This is a genomic window from Nocardia iowensis (assembly GCF_019222765.1).
GTDB classification, from domain to species: domain Bacteria; phylum Actinomycetota; class Actinomycetes; order Mycobacteriales; family Mycobacteriaceae; genus Nocardia; species Nocardia iowensis.
This window is the reverse complement of sequence record NZ_CP078145.1, coordinates 3,823,067-3,846,920: the sequence shown is the minus strand read 5'-3', so window position 1 is coordinate 3,846,920 and position 23,854 is coordinate 3,823,067. Positions and strand designations below refer to the sequence as shown.

General features: G+C 62.0%; 14 protein-coding genes and 1 pseudogene. 11 read left to right on the top strand and 4 right to left on the bottom strand.

All coding sequences use genetic code 11. The features are described 5' to 3' along the window. The first annotated feature begins 1,402 nt into the window (after positions 1-1,402). The 4 genes from KV110_RS17680 (at position 1,403) to KV110_RS17665 (ending at position 6,716) form a co-directional block, all read left to right on the top strand. Positions 1,403-2,599, top strand: a complete 1,197-nt coding sequence (locus tag KV110_RS17680) for an ATP-grasp domain-containing protein (RefSeq protein ID WP_218477363.1) — start codon at positions 1,403-1,405, stop codon at positions 2,597-2,599. A gap of 34 nt (positions 2,600-2,633) precedes the next feature. Then, positions 2,634-3,860 carry an ATP-grasp domain-containing protein gene (locus KV110_RS17675; RefSeq protein ID WP_218477362.1) on the top strand — a complete coding sequence of 409 codons (1,227 nt, stop codon included), beginning with the start codon at positions 2,634-2,636 and terminating at the stop codon, positions 3,858-3,860. A gap of 28 nt (positions 3,861-3,888) precedes the next feature. Then, positions 3,889-5,118 carry an MFS transporter gene (locus KV110_RS17670; protein WP_218477361.1) on the top strand — a complete coding sequence of 410 codons (1,230 nt, stop codon included), beginning with the start codon at positions 3,889-3,891 and terminating at the stop codon, positions 5,116-5,118. 947 nt (positions 5,119-6,065) lie between these two features. Next, entirely contained in the window at positions 6,066-6,716 is a 651-nt protein-coding gene (locus KV110_RS17665) for a hypothetical protein (protein ID WP_218477360.1), read from the top strand. Positions 6,717-7,288: 572 nt separating this feature from the next. Here KV110_RS17665 and KV110_RS17660 read toward each other — a convergent pair. Continuing rightward, positions 7,289-7,957 (bottom strand): class I SAM-dependent methyltransferase, encoded by a 669-nt coding sequence (locus KV110_RS17660; protein ID WP_218477359.1) that lies wholly within the window; start codon positions 7,955-7,957, stop codon positions 7,289-7,291. A 108-nt stretch (positions 7,958-8,065) separates the two neighbouring features. Between KV110_RS17660 and KV110_RS17655 the strand changes: the two genes are divergently transcribed. From KV110_RS17655 to KV110_RS17630, 6 genes are all read left to right on the top strand, one after another. Then, complete coding sequence (locus KV110_RS17655; RefSeq protein ID WP_218477358.1) at positions 8,066-9,118, top strand: GAF domain-containing protein; 1,053 nt, start codon at positions 8,066-8,068, stop codon at positions 9,116-9,118. A gap of 70 nt (positions 9,119-9,188) precedes the next feature. Beyond that, a complete protein-coding gene (locus tag KV110_RS17650; protein ID WP_246634607.1) occupies positions 9,189-9,794 on the top strand; it encodes a GNAT family N-acetyltransferase in 606 nt (201 codons plus the stop codon). A 370-nt stretch (positions 9,795-10,164) separates the two neighbouring features. Beyond that, the gene (locus tag KV110_RS17645) at positions 10,165-11,055 is read left to right on the top strand and encodes a hypothetical protein (RefSeq protein WP_218477357.1); all 891 of its coding nucleotides are present in this window, start codon (positions 10,165-10,167) and stop codon (positions 11,053-11,055) included. 365 nt (positions 11,056-11,420) lie between these two features. Beyond that, positions 11,421-11,639, top strand: a complete 219-nt coding sequence (locus KV110_RS17640) for a DUF397 domain-containing protein (protein WP_343224188.1) — start codon at positions 11,421-11,423, stop codon at positions 11,637-11,639. A gap of 942 nt (positions 11,640-12,581) precedes the next feature. After that, on the top strand, positions 12,582-12,812 hold the full coding sequence (locus KV110_RS17635; protein WP_246634606.1) for a ferredoxin: 231 nt from the start codon (positions 12,582-12,584) through the stop codon (positions 12,810-12,812). Between the two features lie 312 nt (positions 12,813-13,124). Next, on the top strand, positions 13,125-14,063 hold the full coding sequence (locus tag KV110_RS17630) for a cytochrome P450 (RefSeq protein WP_218477355.1): 939 nt from the start codon (positions 13,125-13,127) through the stop codon (positions 14,061-14,063). Between the two features lie 356 nt (positions 14,064-14,419). Here KV110_RS17630 and KV110_RS17625 read toward each other — a convergent pair. The 3 genes and pseudogenes from KV110_RS17625 to KV110_RS17615 all read right to left on the bottom strand — a co-directional run. Next, positions 14,420-14,512, bottom strand: a pseudogene (locus tag KV110_RS17625) (IS21-like element helper ATPase IstB); the annotation flags it as partial. Positions 14,513-14,673: 161 nt separating this feature from the next. After that, a complete protein-coding gene (locus tag KV110_RS17620; RefSeq protein ID WP_218477353.1) occupies positions 14,674-15,873 on the bottom strand; it encodes an alkane 1-monooxygenase in 1,200 nt (399 codons plus the stop codon). Positions 15,874-17,909: 2,036 nt separating this feature from the next. After that, positions 17,910-20,444 carry an ATP-binding protein gene (locus KV110_RS17615; protein WP_218477352.1) on the bottom strand — a complete coding sequence of 845 codons (2,535 nt, stop codon included), beginning with the start codon at positions 20,442-20,444 and terminating at the stop codon, positions 17,910-17,912. Between the two features lie 2,874 nt (positions 20,445-23,318). Here KV110_RS17615 and KV110_RS17610 point away from each other — a divergent pair. Beyond that, positions 23,319-23,717: a transglycosylase SLT domain-containing protein gene (locus KV110_RS17610; protein ID WP_423710132.1), complete on the top strand. Its 399-nt coding sequence runs from the start codon at positions 23,319-23,321 to the stop codon at positions 23,715-23,717. Positions 23,718-23,854: the final 137 nt, after the last annotated feature.

The following is a 23,854-nucleotide window of genomic DNA, read 5'->3' as shown; positions in this document are numbered from 1 at the left end:
TTCACTCGTTGGCGGGGAGTCCCCTCCAGGAGTCGAAGCGGGCGTGACCTTTGTCCGAATACCGTGGCCAGGGTTGTCGGATGGGTTGTTGACACTGTTGGCTGCCCGAGCAGCGGCGATCAGTTGCCGCGCTTGCCTTGTCGTGATTTCGAGTAGCTCAGCAACGTCTTTATCGGATTGATCTTGATCGCGAATGCCGACCGCGGCAGCGGCCTGTTCTGCGCGGTATCGCGCCAGTTCCTCGTTCGCACGTGCTTGCAACAGCTTTGTCCGTATCCCGGTCGGCTGTTGGCCAGTACGCCGACATCAGCTCATACAGCTTGTGTCAGTACAGCGACACCGCAGTGTCGCGGACCCCGATCGTTCCAGAACTGGTGCACCTCGTCGTCCACGTGCCGGTGGCCATTGGGAAAACACCGTCCTGCTGTCGATGTTGTGTGTGCCGTTCCGTTGAGCGCGGCTATGCCACCGTCGACGCCAGATGCGCCACTGCCGACAGCCGACCCCACCGGCGCTGGCTGCTGTGCTGATCTTCGTGCGTCGTCGCGATAGAGCGCGGTGTACCTGCGCCCGTTGACGTTTCGGTCCTTGCCGAGCCCACCTTCGGTTCTCGGCTCACAAGTCCCAGACCGACCTGATCCTGACCGCGGTGGCCCGCCTGCAACCCGGCTGAACAGCAGAAACCATCCCTTGCGAAGGACCGACCACACCGGGCCCCGTGGACCCCTCAGCCAAACCGCTGAACGGGCCCAGCTTCATGCCGCTTGCAGCCGAACCAACCGCAAACCATCAACCCGAACCCGATCAGGCCGACACACCAACCCCACAAAAGATCCCGGCTATAGAGCCGGACTCGTCCTGGCACTCGTCGTCGAATGGCTCAGGCTAGGGAGACGCACCCTAGGGCGCACGAGTTGGGCCCGCTTTGAGGTCGGCTCGCGTTATCGTATGCGACGGGCCGCTTGCCAACGGTCCACTGTACAACGTTACATATGTCGGGGTGGAAATTTGCGTTCTCCAATAACCTTCGTTCCCTTGCCGTATCGCCATTACAGAACTTGCTTCAGCGGACTTGGCCGATCACCCGATCAGCCGATCAGCCGAGCCATCGCTGAAATGGAAGAGCGGTGTGGCGAGGATGCCGATGCACTCGGATGGTCCGACAGGAGAATTGCCACCGGTGGGAAGATCGCGGGCGAGGCAGTAATCCACACGCAGGTACTGTTCGCATGACAAACGCACGCAACTTAGTAGTGGTTAACGAAAAGCCTTCAGCCGACCGACCCCTCGACCGACCGAAAGGCGGATCCAATGTGGTTCGGGATGAATTCCCCTGACAAGGGTTCCAGAGTTGGCAATGAAACCTCACATTCTGGTGATCAGCCGTTGGCGTGATAGGCCGGTGAACTACACCGAGTACATCGATCACGAGCGAAATCTCGTGAGCTACGTCTGCACCGAGTGGGCGTCGGAGGCGGTGCCGCGAGCTGCTGCCGCCACAGTGGTGGTGGACCGGACCAGCGATACTTCGGCGGTATTAGCAGCCGCTATTGATCTGACAAGGCTCTGCGGCTGCCCCGAGCGGATTCTCGCGTTAAGTGAATCAGACCTCGACACCGCGGCGAGACTTCGGGACTATTTCCGCCTTCCCGGAGACCGATTCGGCGATATCAGGCACTTCCGCGACAAGCTACGGATGGCGGAAAAGGTTGCCGCATCCGGCATTGCGCTGCCAGCTTTCGCCGATGCACCAGACAAGACAGCGATCCTCGAGTTCGCGGCCCGACACGGGTGGCCAATCGTCGTGAAGCCGCGTCTGGGTGCGGGCAGTCGCGGCTTCGTCAAGCTGGGCTCAGAAGCGGACTTGAACAGTCTGGAGAGCCCGGCAACCGAACCGCGGTTGGTGCAGACATTCTGTCCAGATCCGGTCGGCCATATCGATGGCTTGTGGACCGGATGCCGTCTGGGCGCTTGGCGCGCCTCGCGGTATTTGGCTCCACCAGCAGAGTATCTATCCGGCCGACCCAAGGCATCGGTGGAAATCGATGACATGTCGTTGCTCGCCGCCGTAGGGAAGTTCGCACACAACCTCTTCAACGCGCTCAGTTCGAAACCGCTCATCTTCCACCTCGAATTCTTCATCGGCCGCCACGATGACCGCACACCGCGAGTCAGGTTCCTTGAGATCGGCGCCCGAGTCGGCGGTACCGAGATACCCGCCGTCTGGCAAGAGGTCCACAACCGCGACCTTTTTGCCGTAGCCACCGATCTCCAGCTCGGCCGTCCTGCGCAGCTGGCATCGCTCGATGACGAGGCCATAGGCGGATGGTTGGTTGTGCCGATCCAAGTATCAAGGCCGTGCACAGTCGTTACCGCCGAACTCGACCTTCCCGCCGGGGCCGGTCCATACGCACAAGTAATGCCGAGTCCGGGAGCGGAGATTCCGGCCGGTTCCAGAGATGAGCATGTCGGTCCCCGGTTTCGGTTCTCCGGTCCGAGCAGTGCGGTTGTAGCGGAAAAGATCCGGCGCACGGTCGCCGCCCTTCGCCTGGAATACACACCGCGCGACCAGCTGACCTTCGCGGGTTACCGAACGTGACACAGCACATGCGGATACAGATTCGAGGAAGATCATGAAACCACATGTAACCGTGCTGCATCGTGCGCCTGCCATCGCGATGCCCTTCGCGGATCGTATCGACCACGACCACTATGCCGTCTCCTACGTCACAAGGAAAGCGTCGATGCTCACGGTTCCCGAAGGCGCGGCCGAAGTCGTTGTGCTGGACGACTTCGCTGCAGCGCCGGGCGCAATACGGGAACTTGCAAATCGGTTCGGCATTCCGGAACGCATCGTCGCACGAAGCGAGCACGACTTACTGACCGCGGCCGACCTACGGGTGGAGTTCGGCATCCAAGGTAACTACCCCGAGCATGTGCTGCCCTTCCGGGACAAGCTCGTGATGTGCGAGGCGATCTCAGGCGCGGGTATCCCGATTCCCGAATTCGCCTGCGCGGCCGACCGCGCTGCCGTCGAGTCGTTCGCCGCTGTACACGGATTCCCGCTGATCATCAAGCCCACACTGGGCGCGGGCGCCCGTGGGATCGTTCAGCTGAACGCCCCGAATGATCTGGCCGAGTTGCCGGATTTGGATTCACAGCCGTACCTGGTGCAACACTTCTGTCCCGACGATGTGGGGCACGTCGACGGAGTGTGGCTGGGGACCGAGCTCGGTCCATGGCGTGCGTCCCGGTACCTGAACACCTGCCTCGACTTTGCCGCTGGCGGCACCAGACTCGGCTCCGTCGAAATCGATGACCGCGACTTGGTCTTGCGCCTCGGCGCGTTCACCGAATCGGTGTGCATGACCCTGAGCAAAGGCCGACCACAGGTGTTCCACCTCGAGTTCTTCCTGGGCAGCGAGCAGGATGGCACACCTCGAATTCAATTCCTCGAGATTGCAGCGAGGGTCGGCGGGGCTGAGATCGCCTATATCTGGCGGGATGTGCACGGTTATGACCTACTCGGCGCCTCGTTGGATATCCAACTCGGCAGGGATCCTGCAGCAGCCCCGCTTGGCGACGAGATCGGCGGATGGCTCGTGATACGTCCCTCCGTGCCGATACCCTGCCGAGTCCTGGGAACGCACCTGAGCCTCCGGCCGACGGAGTGGTCGGCCCCGTACGGCGGGGACATCCCAGAGCCTGGATCAGTGATCTCCGAAACCGCTGGCTACATCAATGTCGGTGCGACTTTGCGATTCCTCGGTACGTCGAGCGCGGACGTCATGGCTTCCATACAGCACACCGCCGCCGAATTCCGGATGCATTGCGCGCCAGTCGAATCCGCAGCTTCATAGCACGCCGCTCTCATATCAGGAAGTCATCGTGCATTTCTTCCCCGCACCGGTGCCGACTGCCGGTCCTCAGCGCACGTTGATGCTCGTCGTACTGGCCATCTCCGTTTCCAGCGGGATATTCATGGCATCCGGGGCGCTCTATTTCAACCGGATCATAGGGATTCCGGCCACCGCGGTCGGCCTGGGCCTGAGTCTCGCCGGCGCTGTCGGTATCGGCACCAGCGTCTTCGCGGGTCGACTGTCGGACCAATATGGTCCGAAGGTGGTTCTGGTGGCGAATCTACTTGCCGCTGCCGGCGCGACACTGGGTTTCCTTGCGGTGCAAAACTTTCTGATCTATGTCGCGGTCGTGGTGGTCTCCGCAACTGGACGATCGGCGTCGATGGTCGTTGTCGGGCCCATCATCAACAGGATCGTCTGCGAGAAGGTTGCGCAGTGCCGGGCATACGCAAAGTCGGTCTTCAACTTCGGGGCCGCCGGTGGAGCGGGATTGTCCGCTGTTGCGGTGCAGATGGACTCCCCCGCCTCTTATCGCGTGCTGATCGTCATCAGCAGCATGTGCCTTCTCGGTGCGGCCGCTATGGTTCGCAAACTTCCACATCTTGCTCCGGCTGTCCGCGCTGGTTCACGTGCCGAACGCTGGATTGCGCTGAAGGACCGTCCGTATCTTGCGTTGATGGGGTTGGATGCGGTCCTTTCGCTCCAGTTCCGGATTCTGAATGTGATCATCCCGCTCTGGATCATTGAGCACACCTTCGCGCCGAGGTGGACAGCTCCTGGCACACTCGTCCTGAACACCGTCATTGTCGTCACATGTCAGGTAATGTTCAGTCGCTCGATCGACAACCCGCGGTCCGGCGGCGTGGCCCTGCGTCGGTCCGGTTGGGCCTTCCTGGCCGCGTGCGTGATCTTTGGGTTCTCGGCTGGAGGATCGGGTTGGATCGCGATACTTGTGCTGGCGGCCGGGGTCGTGACATTGAGTGTCGGAGAGTTGTGGCAAACAGCCGGACGGTTCGAGGTTTCCAACTCACTGGCACCACCGCACGTGATCGGCCAGTATCTCGGTGTCTTCAGCGTCGGCATGCGGTTGTCCGACTCCATCGGTCCCGCATTACTGACTGTACTGTGTCTCGAAGTAGGTCGAGTCGGTTGGTTAGCAGTGGGTCTGGCGCTGCTCGGGGCAGGCCTGATTGCGCCGGCCGCTGTACGGCGAGCCGAGTCGACCAGAACAAGACGTGACGTCACCACGCGACCCTGATCATCGGCGCACGACACGCAGTGGGCCGCGTGCGAGCCGACAGCGCCTAGACGAGTGATTCCGATACGAGTTGATCTGCGGCCCTCGAATGGGTGGGCGCTACCTCTGGCAGAGGCAACCCTTCCCGCCAAGGGTAACCCATAGTTGCGCGGCTGAGGACTTTGGCCGATGGTGGCATGATGTGGGCCTTCGTATGCGTCGGGTGCGACGTGCCGGTAAGCGTCCCGCTTCGCGAAGTCCCATGGCGTAGCGACCGGGAGTTGCCCGAACTTCCGCACCAAATCAGGGAGCTTCTACCGGCGCGGATGATAGTGGGCACCTTCGCCGTACACACATATCCACCGATCGATTACGTCCGGCGGACGGGCGGCGCTATCTGGGGCCGGAGGGTGCGCAGTATGTACTGAGTCCCGGCGATACCCGCGACACGGTGTTGCTCGTCAACACAGACGACGATCTCGGCTGTCTCGGCATTATGGGCTCCGGGGGGGCGAATATCGCTTGTGCACGCTGCCGAAACAAGATCGGGTTCCGAATCGACGATCGCAGAACATGGCAGCAGACTCTCCTCCGCGCAGATGCTGTGAGGCGGATCGAAGTCCCGGCAACCGAGATACCCGACGTAATCCGTTTCCACAGGTCGATTCCGGTCTCGTCGACCGCGCACAGTGGCGTCACGGTGATCCAGTCCACGACTTCCAACGCGCAGAGATCGCAGGCCCCGGACTTGAACGCTGGTTTGGAGAGTACGGCTGGCACGACGAGGTGGAGCATGCTCAACAGGATGCGACGCAGCGGCTGGACGAACCGCCGCCTGGCTATTGATGAGCCCATTTGGAAACTCGGCGTGGGCAGTCGAGTTTCGAGGGGAGCCGTGACCTGTCCATGGCCGAGATCATCGCCGAAGCTGCTGGCACCGCAGCGCCACCGCAGCAATGAGCCGCCAGTTGACGTTGCGGTTCTCACCTGTGGTGGCGTTCTACCAGGTCGAGATCGTCGAGGTGTCCCAATTATTGATCCGGTGGCAGCATCCGCAGCACCTGGCCGACGACCAACACCCCATCGGCAAGCCCTACCGCAGGCCCTTCGGCAGCATGGCTTTCGTCATGGAAGACCGTGGCCGACCCGCGGCCGCGGTGGTACTGGCCAGCACGATCAACTCGAGCGTGTCCAAGGTGCGCGGCTGGCACCGGTATAACACGATCGACCTCGCCAGAATCGCTCGCAGCCCGCACCGCCGGGACCAGCACTGTTTGCGTGCTGTACTGCGCATCGCACGGGACTATCTCGCGCCGCTGTGGCTCGGTGCCTACCCGGGCTGGGATGCCCGCAGCGCCGAGTTGTGCGGGCAACCGCAGATAGCCGCGCTGGCGAGCACCAGCCTGCCCGGCACTTCCGGAAACCTGTACCGGTTCGATGGGTTCGAACGAGTCCGGACATCCCGCGGTGCCAAAGGCGGAGCCCGCCAGCGCCCGAGCGCCGCCAACGCCATCCACGACGGTGCGCGCGGGTTGTGGGTGTACCGCTATCCCCAACCGCTACGCCCCTGCGGGACCGCGAACCCTCCGGCACCCCGGATCACCTCCGCGAAGCAGTGACGCCCACCGGGTCGCACGCAGCGACGCCGGGCCCAGCCAGTCAACTCTCGCACGGCGATTCCATCGCGACGTCGACCTCGGATTCGTCGCGCAGCCCTCCCCACATCGATGCGGGCCGTGTGTCCGCGATGTAAGCAAAGGAGCCCAGCGATGCCTGAAGTCGTGGACGGATTATTCTCGCTGCCTTCGCTTTTCGATGATTGCGCAACTCCTGTGTGCTGGTCCTACGGCATGGGTGTCGAGAGTGTTTTCGGGCGAGCCTTCCGCACCCACGCTACCAGCGACCCGGGCCTCGCAGATGACCCGGCCGCAGACGAAGCACGCGAGGCTGCGTCGGGCCGAAAGCGCCTTCGATAACGGCACGTCGAGCCACACATCCACCGGAATACCGGGCACACAGGCTATTTCGCCTACCCGGCCCTCGCACATCAGGTCCGGGACCGACGACGACAACGTGTGTACCGCGATAGCGCCGCCCAGCTTGCTGGACGCCTAGGAGATGCGGCGATTTCGGCGACGGCCTGTTCGACCGTCGAACTCGGGGGCACGGAAGGTGGCCATGCCCGCCCCACTTAGTTGTTGCCTCTTTCCACCAGCGCGGCGACGTAGACGTGGAATGCACGCTCAGACTCGCCGATCCGTAGGTCTTCGTGCACGACGAACCCGGCCCCCTCGATGAGGGCGATGACCTCAGTGGGTGGTCGATTTATCAGACCGTCACGCCAGGGCGTGGCTTGGACAAAGGCAGGATCTGCAGCGCCGACCACCAGCCGACCCCCGGGTCGCAGCACACGCGCCAGTTCCGTGAACGACGCGGCAAGTTCTTCGTCTGAGATGTAATAGATCGTGTTCACGGTCACGACACCATCGAGGATGGCGTCGCCGAAGGGCAGCTTCCGCATCGGCGCTTCAACCAACCGCAATCGATCCGTGCTGATGAACTCTTCGAATCGTCTCTGCGCCTGGGCGATCATAGTTGGAGAGATATCAATGCCATAGACGCGTCCATGTGCTCCTACCTGATCGAGCAGGATCGCAAGTACGTGACCGCCACCAAAGCCGATGTCAGCGACGGTCTCACCCGAAGACGCCTTGAGCGCCGCGACCGAGCCCTCCATCACCCGCCTGTTAAAGATGTTGAGGCCGTTGGTGATCCGGCGTCCCCACCATCCAGATGGGAATCCCAGCTGGCGAGCGAACGGACCCATGAACGGAAGCCAAATGCGCACGCCCGCCAGCATTCCACAGTCCACGAGAGCGGGCTCAGTATGAGCGGAACCATCGCCCCGCCAACTGGTCATTTGCTATTTTGACGCCAGCGAAACTCCGAACGCGCTGAGGGGGCACCCGTGGAGCGAGCACACGACGAGGTGCTGATCGAGACCATCGGATCCGATCCACGGGTGGTCTGGGCAGCGAGCCAGGCCCGCGACGCACGGATAACGAATGTGTTCCGCGGAGCCGAGGGCATGCTCATGCAACGTCTGGTTCAAGACGTTGTGAAATCAAGGGTTAGCACCGTGCGTTCCGGACGGGAAGGCAACGCAACCGGGCGGGTGTATGCCGCCTATCCAGTAGTTGGCCCAGACAACGCAGTCAGCGGCGTGCAGATCCTGTATGGCCCGAAACCAGAACACCCGACCGCTGCCACTGCCGCCTACCAGTGGGAGCTCGATGTCAATGACGGGCCACCACGTTTGCATGCGACGCCCGAGTTACTCGACATCCTGGAAGTGCCTGAGCGTCAGCGTGACCGCCCTTCGCACGCCTATGGGCCCGTCGACTTCTTCACCCGCGTCGAACGGCTAGCCGATCTGGTGCGGATGTGGGAAGCAATACTGACTGCCGAACCTGGCCACGCCGCAACCGGCACCGTGATCATCCGCACCAGTTCGGGCCGGCCAGGCTTACTGCTCTATGCGGAGCGCTGCGTCAAGACCGAGGCAGGTCCACGGCTACGGGTCGTGTGCCGAGACATCACCGACACGGTCGATCCGCGACAGCTACGCATTGACATGCTCGATATGAGCATGGCGAAGGCAGCCGTCAGCGCACAAGGGATGTACGGCTTCGTGCTCGACGCACGCTGGCCGAGCACGTGCATCGTCAAATGGCTGTCGGCACTCGCCCCCGGCTTCGGACACGGCGTATCAACAGGCGCAACGCCTGGCGTACATCCCGACGATCAGCGGCGCGTGCCCGCAATGGTGAAGGCGGCACTGGAGACCGGAAGCGTGCAAGACACCTTCCGCATCCGACCCGGGTTCGGCGCCGACAACTGGGTCGGCCAGGACGGCTGGCTGACCATAAACTTCAACACGTGGCTGATCGACCCTGAAGTGTCGCAAACCCTCGCGCTGAGCCTGATCTACCCGAACACCGACAAGCCACCAGACACGTAGGTGCGCCGACCGAACAATCGCCTGCCGACGCCATTGACGCCAATAGGCCAGCCGCTCAGGAGATCTCGTCGTGCCAATCACCACCTGCATTGCCACACCTGCCCACATCGATGCCTGCGTACGTGTCCTGGCCGAAGGCTTCGCCGACGATCCAGTCATGTCGTGCATCTGGCCCGACCAGAACAGACGCCACGGTGCGCTACCGCGCTACTTCGCCGCGTCCCTGCGGCACTTCCACTTGCCGGGAGGGGGTGTACAGATAGCTACCGACCAGCACGGCGACCTCGGTGGCGTCGCGGTGTGGGATCCGCCGGGACAGTGGGATCAGCCATTCTCGCGCACACTGCGCGCCCTACCAGCGCTGTTACCCGCCCTGCGCGCCAGGACATCCGCTGCGATCGCTGTACGTCGCACACTGGACGATCACCACCCACTCGCACCACTGCACTGGTACCTGGCCAACATCGCAACACCCGCCAGCCACCGCAATCAGGGATATGCCGCCCGGCTCGTCGCCGACCGCCTCGCAGCTGCGCCGGACACTGCCGCCTACCTGGTGTGCACACGTGAAAAGAACATCGGTTTCTACCAGCGATTCGGGTTCACGGTGAGCGCCACCTTCAATCTACCCATAGGACCGAAACCCCCAATGTGGGCCATGATTCGCGAACCTTAACCCTCCAATCCCGTGTGGGGTGCGCCCGATCCGGTCGGCCAGCTTGAAGGATGCCCCTTGTCGTCCGGTGGTCGGGCGGTTCATGCGCCCAGGTGGTGTCGCCAATTCTGACAAGACATCGTCGTGAGTGGCAAAATGTTCGGCGCTACCGAGGAGTGTCCGATGCCAAACAGGTCAATGATCGAGTTGTCCTCTGCTACGCGCAGAGTTCGGCACCGATTCCCCATCGACATCGACGGCTTCTCCGCCAAAGCTCTTGCGGCCCCATCGCAATGACAAGCGGTGCTGAGGTCACTAGTGTCGATCAGACGAATCATCAGGATTCAAAGGATCGCGGCAGTGGTCCGGATTTTACGGAGACACAATCCCATTGCTCGACCTGATCCGCGTACTAGGTGAGCTCACACGTGTCATCGCCGAAAACGCCACGAGGGCGACGCGCGCTCTGGGTCAGGAACTCGGCCATATCGGCGGTAGCATAACCGGCACGCGAAACATACTCGTGGAAACCGACATCGACATCGCCCGCCAGGGGCAGCAGTGGGACGATCGTGCCAAACACGTGCATCCGACACATGGCGGGTCGGGCAGCGCGGCTGTGCCGACACCGGACGAGTCCGTCGCGACGCACATCGCCCGAGCGGGATGGCGGACAGGGCCCAAGACGCTGCGCATGCACGTCACTGACGCGGGAACCGAGATTCCACCCACCACTTGGCAGCAGTCCACCGCCGCGGCACCGGATGGGCCTCACCTCTATGCAAGTCGAGCCGGGCTGGTGGAAGTGCTTCGCAATTGCGTCGACGCCGGGGTCGAACTGGATCGGCTAGATCCCCTGGGTCCGATCGACCCCCACTTCAACTGTCATGGGTACACCTTCAGCTCGAGCGGCGAAGCCGGATGGTTGAGTGGACGATCAGTCGATCGTATCCTGGCTGATAATGGATTCAGACGAATCAGTGATGTTAGCGCCGTTGCACCCGGAGATGTCGTCGTCTACCGAAATGCCGCAGGAGGTATCAGCCACTCCGGCGTTGTCGCCGACGCCACCTCGGACGGGATCTACGTCGACGCGAAATTCAGCTCATTCGCCGTCACCAGACACGAAATCCGCGAGCTCGCTCCACTCTATGGAGCCGATGTCGAGTTCTACCACACCGATCGCCCGGGCGGACGGTTTCTCGAACCCGTCGAACACACAGAGGTCGAAACACACTGGCCAGCCGCCCCACCAGAACAGAACGAACCCCCAGGGCGGTGAACCCCGCGGACTCCTAACATTCCCCTCGCGCGTCTCATGTGCTTGAGTTGCGCTGGCGCGAGAGCAGTTCCCGTCCGTGACACTGCGGGATCGCCCTTACCGCACTGGCAGCCTTCAGCGTGCCCGGCCAGCGTCCGACAGGCGAGAAGGTTTTCAAGCTTTTTCATATGAGATTGCAACTATGAGAAGCCGCGCGGATTGCCGTAGGCATGTACCTGGGGAACTCTACGCGCGCAGCGTAATCAAGCTATGTTCCCAACCATGGGGGTCAGGCGATGGGCCGACCGGCGTATCGTCGATCAAGGATCCGGCGCTCGATCCATTAAACGCTCTGTTCAACAGAGTAGCTATCGAAGGGTTGGATCATGTACGACTTGCAACTCACCATCGCTGAGCTAGTGAAATTGATGTGGCATGTGGCAAGCGGCTGCGAGTCGAACGGTTGTGTCGAGGTTGCCAATGTGCCCGATGGGCGCGTCGCGGTCCGGGATTCCAAGGATCGCACGGGACCTACCCTGGTCCTCACTCCAGGCCAGTGGGACGAGTTCCTTTCGAGTGTGCGTGCTGGTGAATTCGATCGCTAGCCGGTATGGAGTCAACACTGGCTTCGGACTCGTGGGGTCGGCCCCGGTTTCGAGCAACGCTTTCTCGACCGCGTAGTGCTCCCCGATCGTGTGGGGCGAACACCGCGGCCCGGTTTAAAATGTCTAGCTCGGCGTGCTCTCGAATTACGTCGCGGCGGTCCGGGAAGGCAACGCCCGACTCGCGAGAGACGGCGCCTCCCGTCAGGATGGTAATGGATGGGACCTATTCTTCGCATCCAGGATGATGCGGAGTGAAATGACATCGCGACTAAAGATGACCTGTCCGGCAAATCAGCGCATGCGCGAAGCAAAGCAGCGTCGGGTAGTTGAGGCGATATATGACGTCGTCAGAGCGAAGAAGTCAACGTTGCATGCCGCCGAATTGTTGACCGCCACCCAGAAGGCATGCCAGGACGCCTGGGAGAGGCCCGAAGAGAACTTCGAGCACTTCTATCGAAAATCCAGGGAATCGAACAAGAACGCCCGAGGGGGGCGAGGTTTGGATCTCTGAATTGGAGATTGGATGTAAAATCCGGCCAGTACGGAAAAGCGACGGGACAGGGCAAGGCTCGACGTACCTGGTTACCGGTCGTCACTGGCCGATCTGGCAATTGGTATGAATGGCGCGGCCGCCAAGACGAGCTCACCTTCATCCTTTCCGCGCGGCTACATCCGCGCCATTACCGGCTGCCTGGCGTCGCCGTCCTGGTGCCGTTTTCACCTGCCTGATCAGTCAGCCGGGGGCTTCGAGCCTCTTGGGTTCTATCGAAGGCCGGGCGGCGCTTTGGCTGCACGCGACCGGGCCCTGACGGGACGATCTGAGTTCCCCATCAGTGAGAAGTGTCGTGGTTTGCCGCACGTATGCTGCGAATGTCGAGGCCTGCGTGAGCCTGTCCGTGACGCGAGCGGCCCTGACACCGTGGCGTACTGGAGGCGATAGCGATGAGTGAGTGGGAGTTGATAGTCGACCGTGAGGTATGCCTGGGTTCCGGGTTGTGTGTTGGAGCAACCAAAGGTGTATTCGAACTGGTGGACAACCGCTCGCGGCCCACAGCATCGCAATGTTCGCCGGACGAAGCTGTCATGTTGGCGGCAACGAGCTGCCCGGCCGGGGCGATAAGAATCGTGGAGGCGTCGGTGGGGCGAACGATCTTCCCTGACGAGGAGGGCTGAATGTCCGAGATGAGGGCCCAAACTTTTTGTCCCGTAGGCAATCTCCGGGACGCGCAGTTGACGTTTCCGTTCCCTCCGCAGCCGGGTCTCGACATTGAGCCGGAGTTCGCGCGATTGCGAAGCGAGGCGCCGATTGTGCCGGTCCGTCTTCCGGAGGGGATTGCATGGCTGGTGACGCGCTACGAGGACATTCGGGCAATCCTGACAGACCACCGCTTCAGCCGAGCCCGGGCCTTTGAGCCCGGCAGGCCAATGATCGCCGCGCGCTCCGAGCCGGACACGAACCCGCTGCCGAATTCGACCCTCATAGCCATGGATTCACCGCACCATTCACGAATACGCGCTCTTGTGGCGCGCGAATTCACCGTTCGCCGGGTGGAGCGGTTGCGGGATGGCGCCGAGAAGATTCTGGCAAAGTTGCTGGACAACCTGGCGGCCGGTCCGCGGCCAACAGATTTCGTGTCCGAAGTAGCGCGACGACTGCCGGCCCTCGTCGCCGGTGACCTTCTAGGCGTCTCGGAATCCGACCGCGAAACGTTCCGGGACTGGGTTCGAACGCTTCTCAACATCAACTGCGTGAGCCCGGAGGAGGGCGTCGCCGCAGCGGTCAACCTCGCCGACTATGTCCGCGTTCTCGTGGAACGGCGGCACCGGCATCCCAGCGACGATCTCATCGGTGCGCTGGTACGGGCCCACGACGACGAGGACAGACTGACCGACGACGAATTGGTCTCCTTCGGAATGGTTCTGCTGCTCGCGGGATTCGAGACGGTCGCCGACCAAATGGCGATCTCGGTGTTTCTGCTACTCACCACCAACGGTCACTACGGTCAGCTGCGCGACAATCCCGAGCTGGTACCCACCGCGGTCGAGGAACTCGTACGCTTCGCCCCTCCGACCGCGGGAACTCTCATGCCATATGTGGCGACCGCCGATGTGGAGATCGGTGGCGTCACTATCCGTGAAGGCGACACCGTGGTGCTGTCGAACATCTCCGCGAACCGGGATCCGGCGGCGTTCGCGGCTGCAGACCAACTCGACTTGGCTCGAACCCCCAACCCACATCTCGGATTCGGGCATGGCGCTCACCACTGTCTCGGTGCGCAGCTGGCGCGCATGCAACTACGGGTCTTGTTGACCATGCTCCCCCAGCGGTTTCCCGAACTGACACTGGCAGTCCCCACCGGTGCGGTGCCGTGGAAGAAAGGGATGTTCACCCGCGGGCCAGAGGAACTTTTGATCACCTGGTAGTGACAACTTGTAGACCACTACCAAACTTTATGCCGCACAACCGGTCCTGTACCCCATCAGGCAAACTTCGGGTAGGTAACCGCTAGCAGGATCTTGAAGTTGACCACGAAGTCTCGTTTGGGTTCAGCGTCCTGGTTGCACCAACAGATTCAACCTCAGCCAGCACCCGCATCGCCGATTTCCCATTGCTGGAGATGTGGCACGTCAGGTGCAATCAACTGAGTCCCCCGGTGGGTCTCAAATTTTCATCTTATTCGGACTCCACTGCATCACGATCACCATATTGCGGATCCTCGCATCCCCGGTCGTCAAGGCCGTTTGGCCTTCTTACCACTGGTGGAAGAAGGTGCGCGTCAGCTCTCGCCGGAGGCGATGGCGACGGAGTTCTTCTCTTCGCGTTCGGACACGACCTGGAACAGCAATTCTGTGCTTCGGCGGTCGAGTTCTATTGTCGGGTCGGCGGGGCGCCGTGCACCGTTTCCGGTGCCGGTTACCCGCCGCCGCCCCCGAACCGGACGTGCCGTTACCGAAGGTCCTGCTCTTCATGCGATCGGGTGGACTACGGGGAAGCCCATTCGGACCCTAGTCGGCAACAGCGAAAGCTGTTGTGTCAGGCCAGGTACTTGCGGCGCTTGCGCGGCTGGATATTCGCCAAGCTTATGTCGCCCCCGTAATGCGCCAACACGCGCTCGTTCATCACCGCGCGCCAGAGTGGCGGGATCGCGGCGAGCACAATCATTGTGGCGTATCCGGCAGGCAACTGCGGCGCCTGCGTCGAGCCGCGTAGCGTCTGATAACGGCGGCCCGGGTTGGCGTGGTGATCGCTGTGGCGCTGCAGGTGGAACAGAAAGATGTTGGTGACCAGACGGTCGCTGTTCCAGCTGTCGCGAGGCGAACAGCGCGCGTAGTTTCCGTTCGATTTACGCACACGCAGCAGACCGTAATGCTCGACATAGTTCACCGTCTCCAGCAGACCGAACCCGATCACAGCTTGCAGCACCAGCCAGGGCAGCACCGCCCAGCCGAACAGCGCGACCAGCGTTCCGAACAGCGCCAGGCTCATCGACCATGCCTGCAGGATATGGTTGTGCACGCTCCACCAGCCCAGCTCGCGGCGCGCGAGCCGTTCCCGCTCAAGCGCGATCGCCGAACGGAAACCGCCACTGATACTTCGCGGCAAGAACTCCCACAGCGACTCACCCAACCGGCCGCTCGCCGAATCCTCCGGAGTGGCGACCCGAACGTGGTGGCCGCGGTTGTGCTCGACGAAGAAGTGACCGTACCCCGACTGGGCGAGCGCGATCTTGGCCAACCAGCGCTCCAGATGCTCCACCCGGTGCCCGAGTTCGTGCGCTGCGTTGATACCGATACCGCTGACGAAGCCCAGCGTGGCGGCCAGGCCCAGCTTGTCCACGAGGCTCAATTCGTCACCGGCCCACATCGCGCCCGCGATGAACAGCCCGGTCAGCTGGATTGGCAGGAACAGATAAGTGCACCAGCGGTAGTACCGGTCATTGGAGAGCAACTCGTAGTCTTCCTCGCGCGGGTTTCTGCCGTCGTCACCGATCACCCAGTCCAGCACCGGGATAACGATGAGCATGATGATCGGACCGATCCACCAGAACACCGTTGCATCGGTATGTAACACCAACTGCGAGGGGAGCAGCGCGCAGCATGGAGCGATCAGACCCAGGACCCACAGGTAGCGTTTCGGGTCGGCGGCGCATCTCGATCGGCCCACGCGTGTTCGAAAACTACCGGTACCTGCACAATGCGCCGGACCTCGTTCGTCGGCGGTGAAATCTGTCATGTCCAGTCCTGAGCTATCCGGCAGCCTTGCGAGCGATACTTCGCGCGCCACGGTTCGACGTGCACCCGGGGCTATGCCGAAGACGTGCGGCAACCCGAAGCAGCGAAGCGCCGCCTGATGTCCTTAGCCGACGATCGGTTCGAAGATCACGCACCGGGAGGCTAGCAACGAAGCGGCACACTCAACTAGAGCGGATTCCCACCCGTGAGAGGTTGGGAAAACAGCCGCAGTGCCGCCCGCGATAGATGACATCTCAAGTCGGGTGACAAAGTGCGTCGATTCGTCGACCGCCGCGAGCGGACCGAGGCAGGCGTTGGCACGAGGAATTCGCAATAGTTCGGCTACCACCTGTACACCTCGTCGCCTTGCCGGAAACCGGACACGGGCGCATGAGAGTTCCTTGCGCACCGGTCGACAGGTCGACGTGCCGTTGAAGCCCGCGCCGAGTTAGAACGCACTTCCAGATCTCGGAAGCGGCACAACAAGACCGTATGGAGTCCCCCGGAATCCGCCGTAGCCGCGACACCCGCCATAACGGCTCCCGTCACCGCGGTCCGATCCCCCACGCCCCCAGCGATCGTGGCCCGGCCAGTCATAGCTCCAACCATGGTGGCACCATCCACCGCGCCCTCGCACGTCATCCAAACCTTCGCTGCGTGCCTGGCTATTAGCCGAAGCCGGCTCGGCGGCCGCAGGAGCCGCGAGCACGGCAAGCGGCGCAAATGCGATCGCCGCAGCGACCGCGACGCGAACGCGGATACGCGGGACACGTTCAGAAATATTCGATTGGATCATCAACTTTCCCTAACCGCTTAGTAACTCTGACGACGACGAGCCGGCGGGCCGATCCGGTCCGCTTGATGCACATCGAGAATCAATGACAACACCGACCATACCGCTATGCAACGGCTCGTTCAACAAGTGCACTATCGCTGACGCTGGGGACCCCGTACGAAAACGCAAAGGCGCCCCCGGGCGGATCGCTCGTGTCCGGGGGCGCATCTCATTGCGTCTGCGGCCGTTGGGTAATCGTGACCGCGACCGGTCGATTTTGCCTCAACCATGGGGCAGGTACAGAAGCCGGGGCACGTATCCCAAGCTTCCCCATAACTGCCTCGGAGATCAGGTGCACCACTTCGGCTTTGGGTTTGCCGCTGTGAGCGACGTTCTTCCGGCGGGAGCGCGGAGAGGTCGTAGTTCCTCAGGATGCCAGTGTCGCGGCCACGGTGGTCCCTCCCGAGGAGGGACCCGGAGTGGTGTTGGCGACCAACGGTAGGTGCCGATACGCCCGAAGACTCGTCCGGCACCGCCAGGCCGAGGGTTCGCGCGATCGTCCGCATCGAAAGTGTCAAGTGTTCTGGCATGGGTGTCGACTCCTCATGGACCCCCACCATTGGGAATTCTCTACGCTCGACGACGGCAGCGCGTCAATCCGGGGGCCTCACTCCGGCAAGCACATTCATGATCCCTAACAACGCGAGGGTAGATGCATGCTGCGCGCTGCCCCTGCTTACGGAAATGGGCAACTTAGATGTCAGTCAGAAAACCGAACCGGCTTGCGTGCGGACCGCAGGCAGCGCAGTCCGGCGACCATGGTGCAGAACGCCGATCCGGTGACGATCAACTAAGTGCCCGTTCGAATGTGTCACCAACTCGTGACTCTGATCCTCGATCATGATCAGCGGCGGCGAGATTCGGCATGGTGTCCTGCACGATCGCCTTGAGGGAAACACCACGATGACGAAGCGATTCACCCACTAGCCTGCACGCCGAACCACCGCAGGCTCAATCACCATCAACCGTAAGGCGAAGTCGTAGTCTATTCCCACACCTGGGGATGCGACATCGTAGTAATCGGCGATGCCTTCGCCACAAGGCCGAGCCAGGAGTGCCGGTTGAGAATCGGTGGAAACTGCCCCTCCCCGACTCCGACACAGATCGGTCACCTCTGGCTTGGCCGCTCAAGGCTGCGTCAATGTCCGCCGATGGCTCAATCACTGGTGCGATCAACGAGTCGCCCATCATCAGCAGGCGGACTATTTACGTGCGGGCCGTCGCTCGGATTCGTGTTGGACTAGCCCGTCGAGCTCATCCGGGATGTGCGAGATGATGTCCGAGCGGGCGGTGATCATCAGCTTCGTACGGATGCTCGCCACTTGAGCATCGACCGTGCGGATGGAACTGCCCCGTCGGGTGGCGATAGCGCTGTTCGGCCAGCCCGCCGCAGCCAACAGCGCGACCTCGCGCTCCGCGGGTGAGAGTTCCTCCCATCGGGAATTAATGGGTTGGGCGGCACGGCGACCAGTCGGCGTTTCATCGATCTTGTGTCTGCCGAGGGCGAATAATTGCAGCTCATCACGTTCCGGACGCAATCCCGCCCCGCGCCGGGCGGCCGCTTCATAGCCCTCCTCGCCTAATACCAGAGTGGCCACCTCGATTGCCTGTCGGGTCTCACCGGCGGCCAGAGGCACCTTGTCGGTGGCGAGCCCCAGCGACCGGTGCAGGGTTGCGATACCGCCTTGCAGCGTCGCTATCTCCGTCGCGGCGATCCTCACCTCGTCGGGATCCCCCGTCACTGTCGCCAACTGATCGGCGAGGATGTAAGTGCGAGCCATCATGCAGTAATGAATCAGCCAACCCGCTGTCTGCCGGTCGCCGATAGCAACCAACCGTTCCAGCACAACACGCCCCAGACGCAGGGCTTCGTGCCGGTCACCGTGACGGGATTGCGCAAGCACCACTGCTAGTTCCGCCCAGGAAATCGCGAACCCGGCACCGGAGGCGCGGGCATGGTGGAGGTGCTGCTCCGACAGCGCGAGCGCTCGTTCCGGCTCGCCGACGACCGAACACGCCAACGCTTCGAACAGTTCGCTCCGGTCTTCGCCGAGCCGGTCACCCACGGCGGCGAACTTCCGGCGGGCCCGCGCCAACACATCGAGCGCCCTAGGATCGAGGTGGATCGCCATCAACTCCAGTCCCCAGGTGAGCTCAACGGTAGCGGGCAGGCCAATGTCGCGGTCCGCCCTGCCTCGCCAATCTCGGTGCAGCATCGAATCGGTGACCCACACTGCAACGCACTCGTCCAACAGCTGAGCGGTGTACGTGTGCTTGCCCTGCCACAGCGCGATCCATCCGATGAACGCTGCGGCAGTGACCCAGAGCCCGGTGCGCATCTTGGCGGTGTCGCGCGTCACCTCCAAGGCTTGCTCGGTCAGCGTCGTGATCGCGCGACTCGCTCCGTATGGAAACCGCAACGACATAAGTATCGTCGCGGTTTCCAGGGCAATAACGGCTTCGGCCGGGTCGGTGAGGCCGGTCTCGATCCCAAGGAGGATGTTGTCCGCCGCGGCACGGGCCCAGTCGATCCAGTGCTGTTCGTCCGGCCCGTACCAGACGGTATGGCCCGCTACGACCCGGTCCCGGTAGTAGCGGCGGTGACGAGCCCGCAGCTGCCGCTCGTCTGATCCTCCGCGGTGGTCACGGAGGCGCTCTGCAGCGAACACACGGACGCTTTCCGGCAGGAAGTATCGCACCTTTGTGCCGCGGATGCTGGTCCTCACCAATGACCGGTCGACAAGGCGTTCTAGCATCTCCTCTACAGATGACGCCGACAGTGCATGATCAGCGCACACGGCAACAATCGCATCGAATTCCGCTCCGCTAGCACGTGTTTCGACAGCTTCGGTTTCGAAGCCCGCCGCGAACACCGACAACCGAGCCAGTAGAATCCGCTCACCATCGGTGCACAGCAGGTACGACCACGCAAGGACATCACGGACCCCGCTGTGGCGTTCTTCCGCGCCCAGGCTGACACTGTGCGACCAATGCAGACGTTGGTCATCCCGATCACCGGTGAGCTCACGCAGAAGCACGGCAGGCGGCCGGTATCTCAGTCGGGCCGCGGCCAAACGGATGAATAGTGGATTGTTGTCGACATGACGACAGATCTGTTCAGCAATGGCACGCTGCTCAGGATCTTCGGGAATAGGCCGCCCCGTGAGTTCGGCGCCGTATCGGAACAGTTCAAGCGCCTGCGTGGGCGTCAACGGCGGCACAACAACGATGCGCTCATCAGCCCAGCCGAGTGGTTCCCTGCTAGTTGCCATAACGGTAAGGCCGGGTAGCGCTTCAAGCAGATCGGCAATAAGCGGAACCACGCCTTCGAGTAAGTGCTCGCAATTGTCCATAAGCAGAACCACCCTTCGCGCGGGCGACCGCAGCTCGCCTTCGTCACCGAACGCAGCCAGCAGCGTGTCCCATGCCGAGCGGCCCGCGATGTCAGCCTTCACGGCCGACCGCACCACCTCTTCAGCGATGGCGCCGGTATCGGCGCCTGGAGCCAACCGAGCCAACCGAGACCAATGCACGGCGCACTGAGCGGAATCGCGTATGTTGCGCAGTGCCTCCACCGCCAGCCTCGTCTTGCCGATCCCACCCGGTCCGACCAGGGTGAGTAGGCGTGTACAGCTTCCGGAGAGCAGCAGCGATTCGATCTCGCGTAACTCCGTGCGCCTTCCGAGGAAGGCACCCGCTCCACCTGGAATATCGGTGTGGCCGCGTGAACCGGACATGCTTGGTACCCATCCAAATCAGTGCTGCACCCCGCACCAGAAACGGGTCAGCGGTCGAGGACTTCGTTGGTTGTCGCGCTAAAGCTCGTCCAGCTGAAGCCTATTTCGATTCCACCGGTGGCAGGCAATTGAACACACATGAGGAGTTGTCCTCGGCCCGCCCGATTCTCACTCGACCAAGGGTATAGCCCGGGCTTCTCCAGCCTCGCTCGCTTCGCCACGCGTGACGATCGTTGACGACGATCCTGGACGATCGACCAGACAATGTCGGTTGTGCTGTGCGCGAATCACGACCCGGCGGCCGGGACGGCGCCCGCGCCCACGAGAACTGCTGCTCCACTGGCGGCTGCGTGCAAGGGCACTCACTACAGCGCCACAAGCTGCGGTTCTCCGCCTCAGAACCACCATCCTGGAACGGACCGTCACAACACCGCGTCGCCAATCCCAGAGGTGGGAACGTCCGCGGTACCTCGCCTCTTAGGCTAGAGGTCTATGTCGCTCGGCTCGATTCGAAAAACGGGCCGGCGGTCCTTTGACCTCTAGGTAGCAACTGGCACCGCGGTGACCGCGCTTCAATCGGTCGCGCGGCCTGGCCACCTACCCGCCCGAGAGAACGGACCATCATGGCTGATGCCAAGCCTCACCTCTCCCCGAAGCGACTTGGCCTGCCAGCGTCTCCCCTCAATTTCCGCCAGGCTATGGAAGTGTCACATGCGAATGAACAAACATCAACGCGCGCTTGCAACGCTGAGCATCGTCATCATCGCCAGTTTGGTGCAGATCACCCATGTGCTCGGCCCGACTGACACCAATGCGGCCCCCGGACAAGGCATTCGAGCTGTCTCCTCCGATCTAACCTGCCCGACGAATCATGTACGACCCCAGAACGGCCATAACCCCGGCAGGCCCGGCGACTGTACGTACCGGAGCCAAAACCGTCCCAGGAGCAGCGAAGACACCAAAAGTCGGTGCCGCCAACCACTCTTCCCTTCGACTTCAGACTGTGCGTACCAACGATGGTGGTGCGGTGAGATCCTCCTGCCACCGCCGTCCGATTGCGATCAATACCTTGATTAGGGAGTGCTTGACAGTCGGGTCAGCGTAGCTCGCCGATTGACGGCGGTGATGTGCGGCGCGGTAACGTAGCGGACTGCAAATCGAATCTGGTCGCGACGGAGTGGTTTTGGTGGAGTCGGTTGATTCCGAGTTCGACGGCTAAGAACGCCCACGTCTCGGCGACCCACACCTGCGGTCGATCGCAGAGCGGTTTCGTGGTAGATCTTCCACCAGTACGTGACGACTTCGTGGCGCCCGTCGGAACTCTGCGATGGCACGACCCTGCGCTCCGTGGCGTCCAACGCTGCATGAACATCTAACAGGCCACGAAAAAGCGTAATCAGCCGCCGGACGGCGGCAAGTGAAAGGCAAGTGAAATCTGCGCGGGTGTGCGGCGTCGACCCAGCTGCGGCAGGGCAAGGAGCACCACAGCAGCCGTCCAGCAAGAGCCCACACCGGGATCCAGTCGAATCTATCCAATTGCCTCGTCTTGCTTCGTGAGCTCGGTGGGCTTTTCAGCAGATAGGCCACTGTGGAGCACCAGTACGATTGTCCGCAACACGTGTCCTCCACGGTCGACACCACGATCAGCGTCACCGAGCCGGGCTCCGGGAAGCCAACGACGAGGACCTTCAACGCCGACCGGAAGCAGGTAGAGCGAATCTTTTGGATCGGCAGACCGGCTGACACGAACTACTTTGAAACACTGCCGAGTCGCGGGGATCAGGAGACCTTGACACTACCGGCGTATCGGTCGCGGGGAGCGCGGATCTGACCGAGGTTTAATAGGCACGGTTGGCACCGTTGCTGCCCCGTGGCGTGAAGACGGGCAGTCCGCCGAAGTAGAGCTCATCGGCGGGATCCGGTGGCGGACCCGCACCGGCATACCGTGACGGGACGTGCCGGCGCGCTACAAGCAGTTGCAGACGATCTACGGACTGTTCCGGCGCTGGCAGCGTGGCGGGGGGGTGGGCGTTGGCCCTGAATATGTTGCAAGCCTTCGCCGATGCCGTCGGCGCGATCGATGATCAGATGACTCACCGTCGCAGCCGTAGCTCGACCGGTGGTCGGCCAACGGCATTAATGCCCCGAGAATGAAACAAGCCCAAGTTGCGAGGATAGTGGAACGTCTGTCGATGCCGGGCTCTAGCGCCGATTTCGGGCAAGTGAGCACGTCCAGGTGGTCGAAAGGCGAGAACGCTCACCGCATTCCCAGCACTGAGAATGCACATACGCTGAAGGCACGAAGATGGTTCCGCGACAGTAATTCTGTTTGCGGGCACAGCGTCGCCGCTGGCCTAATCGCGTGGGTGCGGTGCCGCTATGTGACATGGGACGCCACGACATCGTACTACCCCACGCACCTGGCGACTTGATTCGGTCAGGCATTCTGCACATAGAACATCCAGATATCGTCCAGCTTTCGAGCCACCTCCGGAATGGCGGGTTACCCGCTCCACGCGACATACGTGCTCGATAGCTCCGGAGCGGTAGCGCTACAACTCCTCGAGGTAGACGCCGGAGGAGAGACGTTAAAACATGCGCGAATCACCAAAGCTCCGGTCTACCGATTTACTCAGGATCATATAGAAATACGGAAGAATCATGCTCTCGATATATCTTGACCATTCAACTCATATGCACCGCACACCGGGCTCGGCGGCTCGTTTTGCTCGAACGGTCGCGGTCACTCTAGTTACCGCTATAGGCACTACAAGTCCTGGAGTCTGCGCTGCCGAACCACGAACAGCCGTTGAGCCCCGACCAGCTACCACGCTATCGGCGATCAAGGCCACCAACCAACTTGGACCTCCGGAGGTGGTGGACAGAACAGCAGGAAGGGGGCTGACGATCATCCCCACCGAGCACTCCCACCTGCCCGCCCGGCAGCAATTTCCCGACACCCTCGAGGGGTGGATACTTGCAGCACTAAATATCCTGCATCAGCATGGCATTCCAGGCAGCTTTGACGGAATCCATCGAAATGTCATCCGCGAATCCGGAGGCGATCCTCGCGCAATTAACCTCTGGGACAGCAATGCGGCGCGTGGAACCCCTTCGAAAGGGCTCTTGCAGGTTATAGACCAAACATTCGCCGCATACCACGTGGAAGGCACTTCGTGGGACATTTACGATCCGATCGCCAACATTTCTGCCGCTTGTAATTATGCGGCACATAATTATGGATCAATCGATAACGTCTACTCCGCCTACTAAGGGGCCGAACGGAACATGAACCGATTGCGCATATACGCCTCCGCATGAATCCGTCGCTCAGTGCGGACGACCACACCGGCAATAGGTCGAGTCTCGCCTGGGCAGTGGCCCGCACTCCTCCAGCTAGATCCGCGAGG

Bases quoted from the DNA above. Each gene is read 5' to 3' on its own strand.
- KV110_RS17620 (WP_218477353.1), bottom strand. From the start codon at position 15,873: ATGACAGATTTCACCGCCGACGAACGAGGTCCGGCGCATTGTGCAGGT.
- KV110_RS17660 (WP_218477359.1), bottom strand. From the start codon at position 7,957: ATGCTGGCGGGCGTGCGCATTTGGCTTCCGTTCATGGGTCCGTTCGCT.
- KV110_RS17640 (WP_343224188.1), top strand. From the start codon at position 11,421: ATGTACGACTTGCAACTCACCATCGCTGAGCTAGTGAAATTGATGTGG.
- KV110_RS17615 (WP_218477352.1), bottom strand. From the start codon at position 20,444: ATGTCCGGTTCACGCGGCCACACCGATATTCCAGGTGGAGCGGGTGCC.
- KV110_RS17635 (WP_246634606.1), top strand. From the start codon at position 12,582: ATGAGTGAGTGGGAGTTGATAGTCGACCGTGAGGTATGCCTGGGTTCC.
- KV110_RS17675 (WP_218477362.1), top strand. From the start codon at position 2,634: ATGAAACCACATGTAACCGTGCTGCATCGTGCGCCTGCCATCGCGATG.
- KV110_RS17630 (WP_218477355.1), top strand. From the start codon at position 13,125: ATGGATTCACCGCACCATTCACGAATACGCGCTCTTGTGGCGCGCGAA.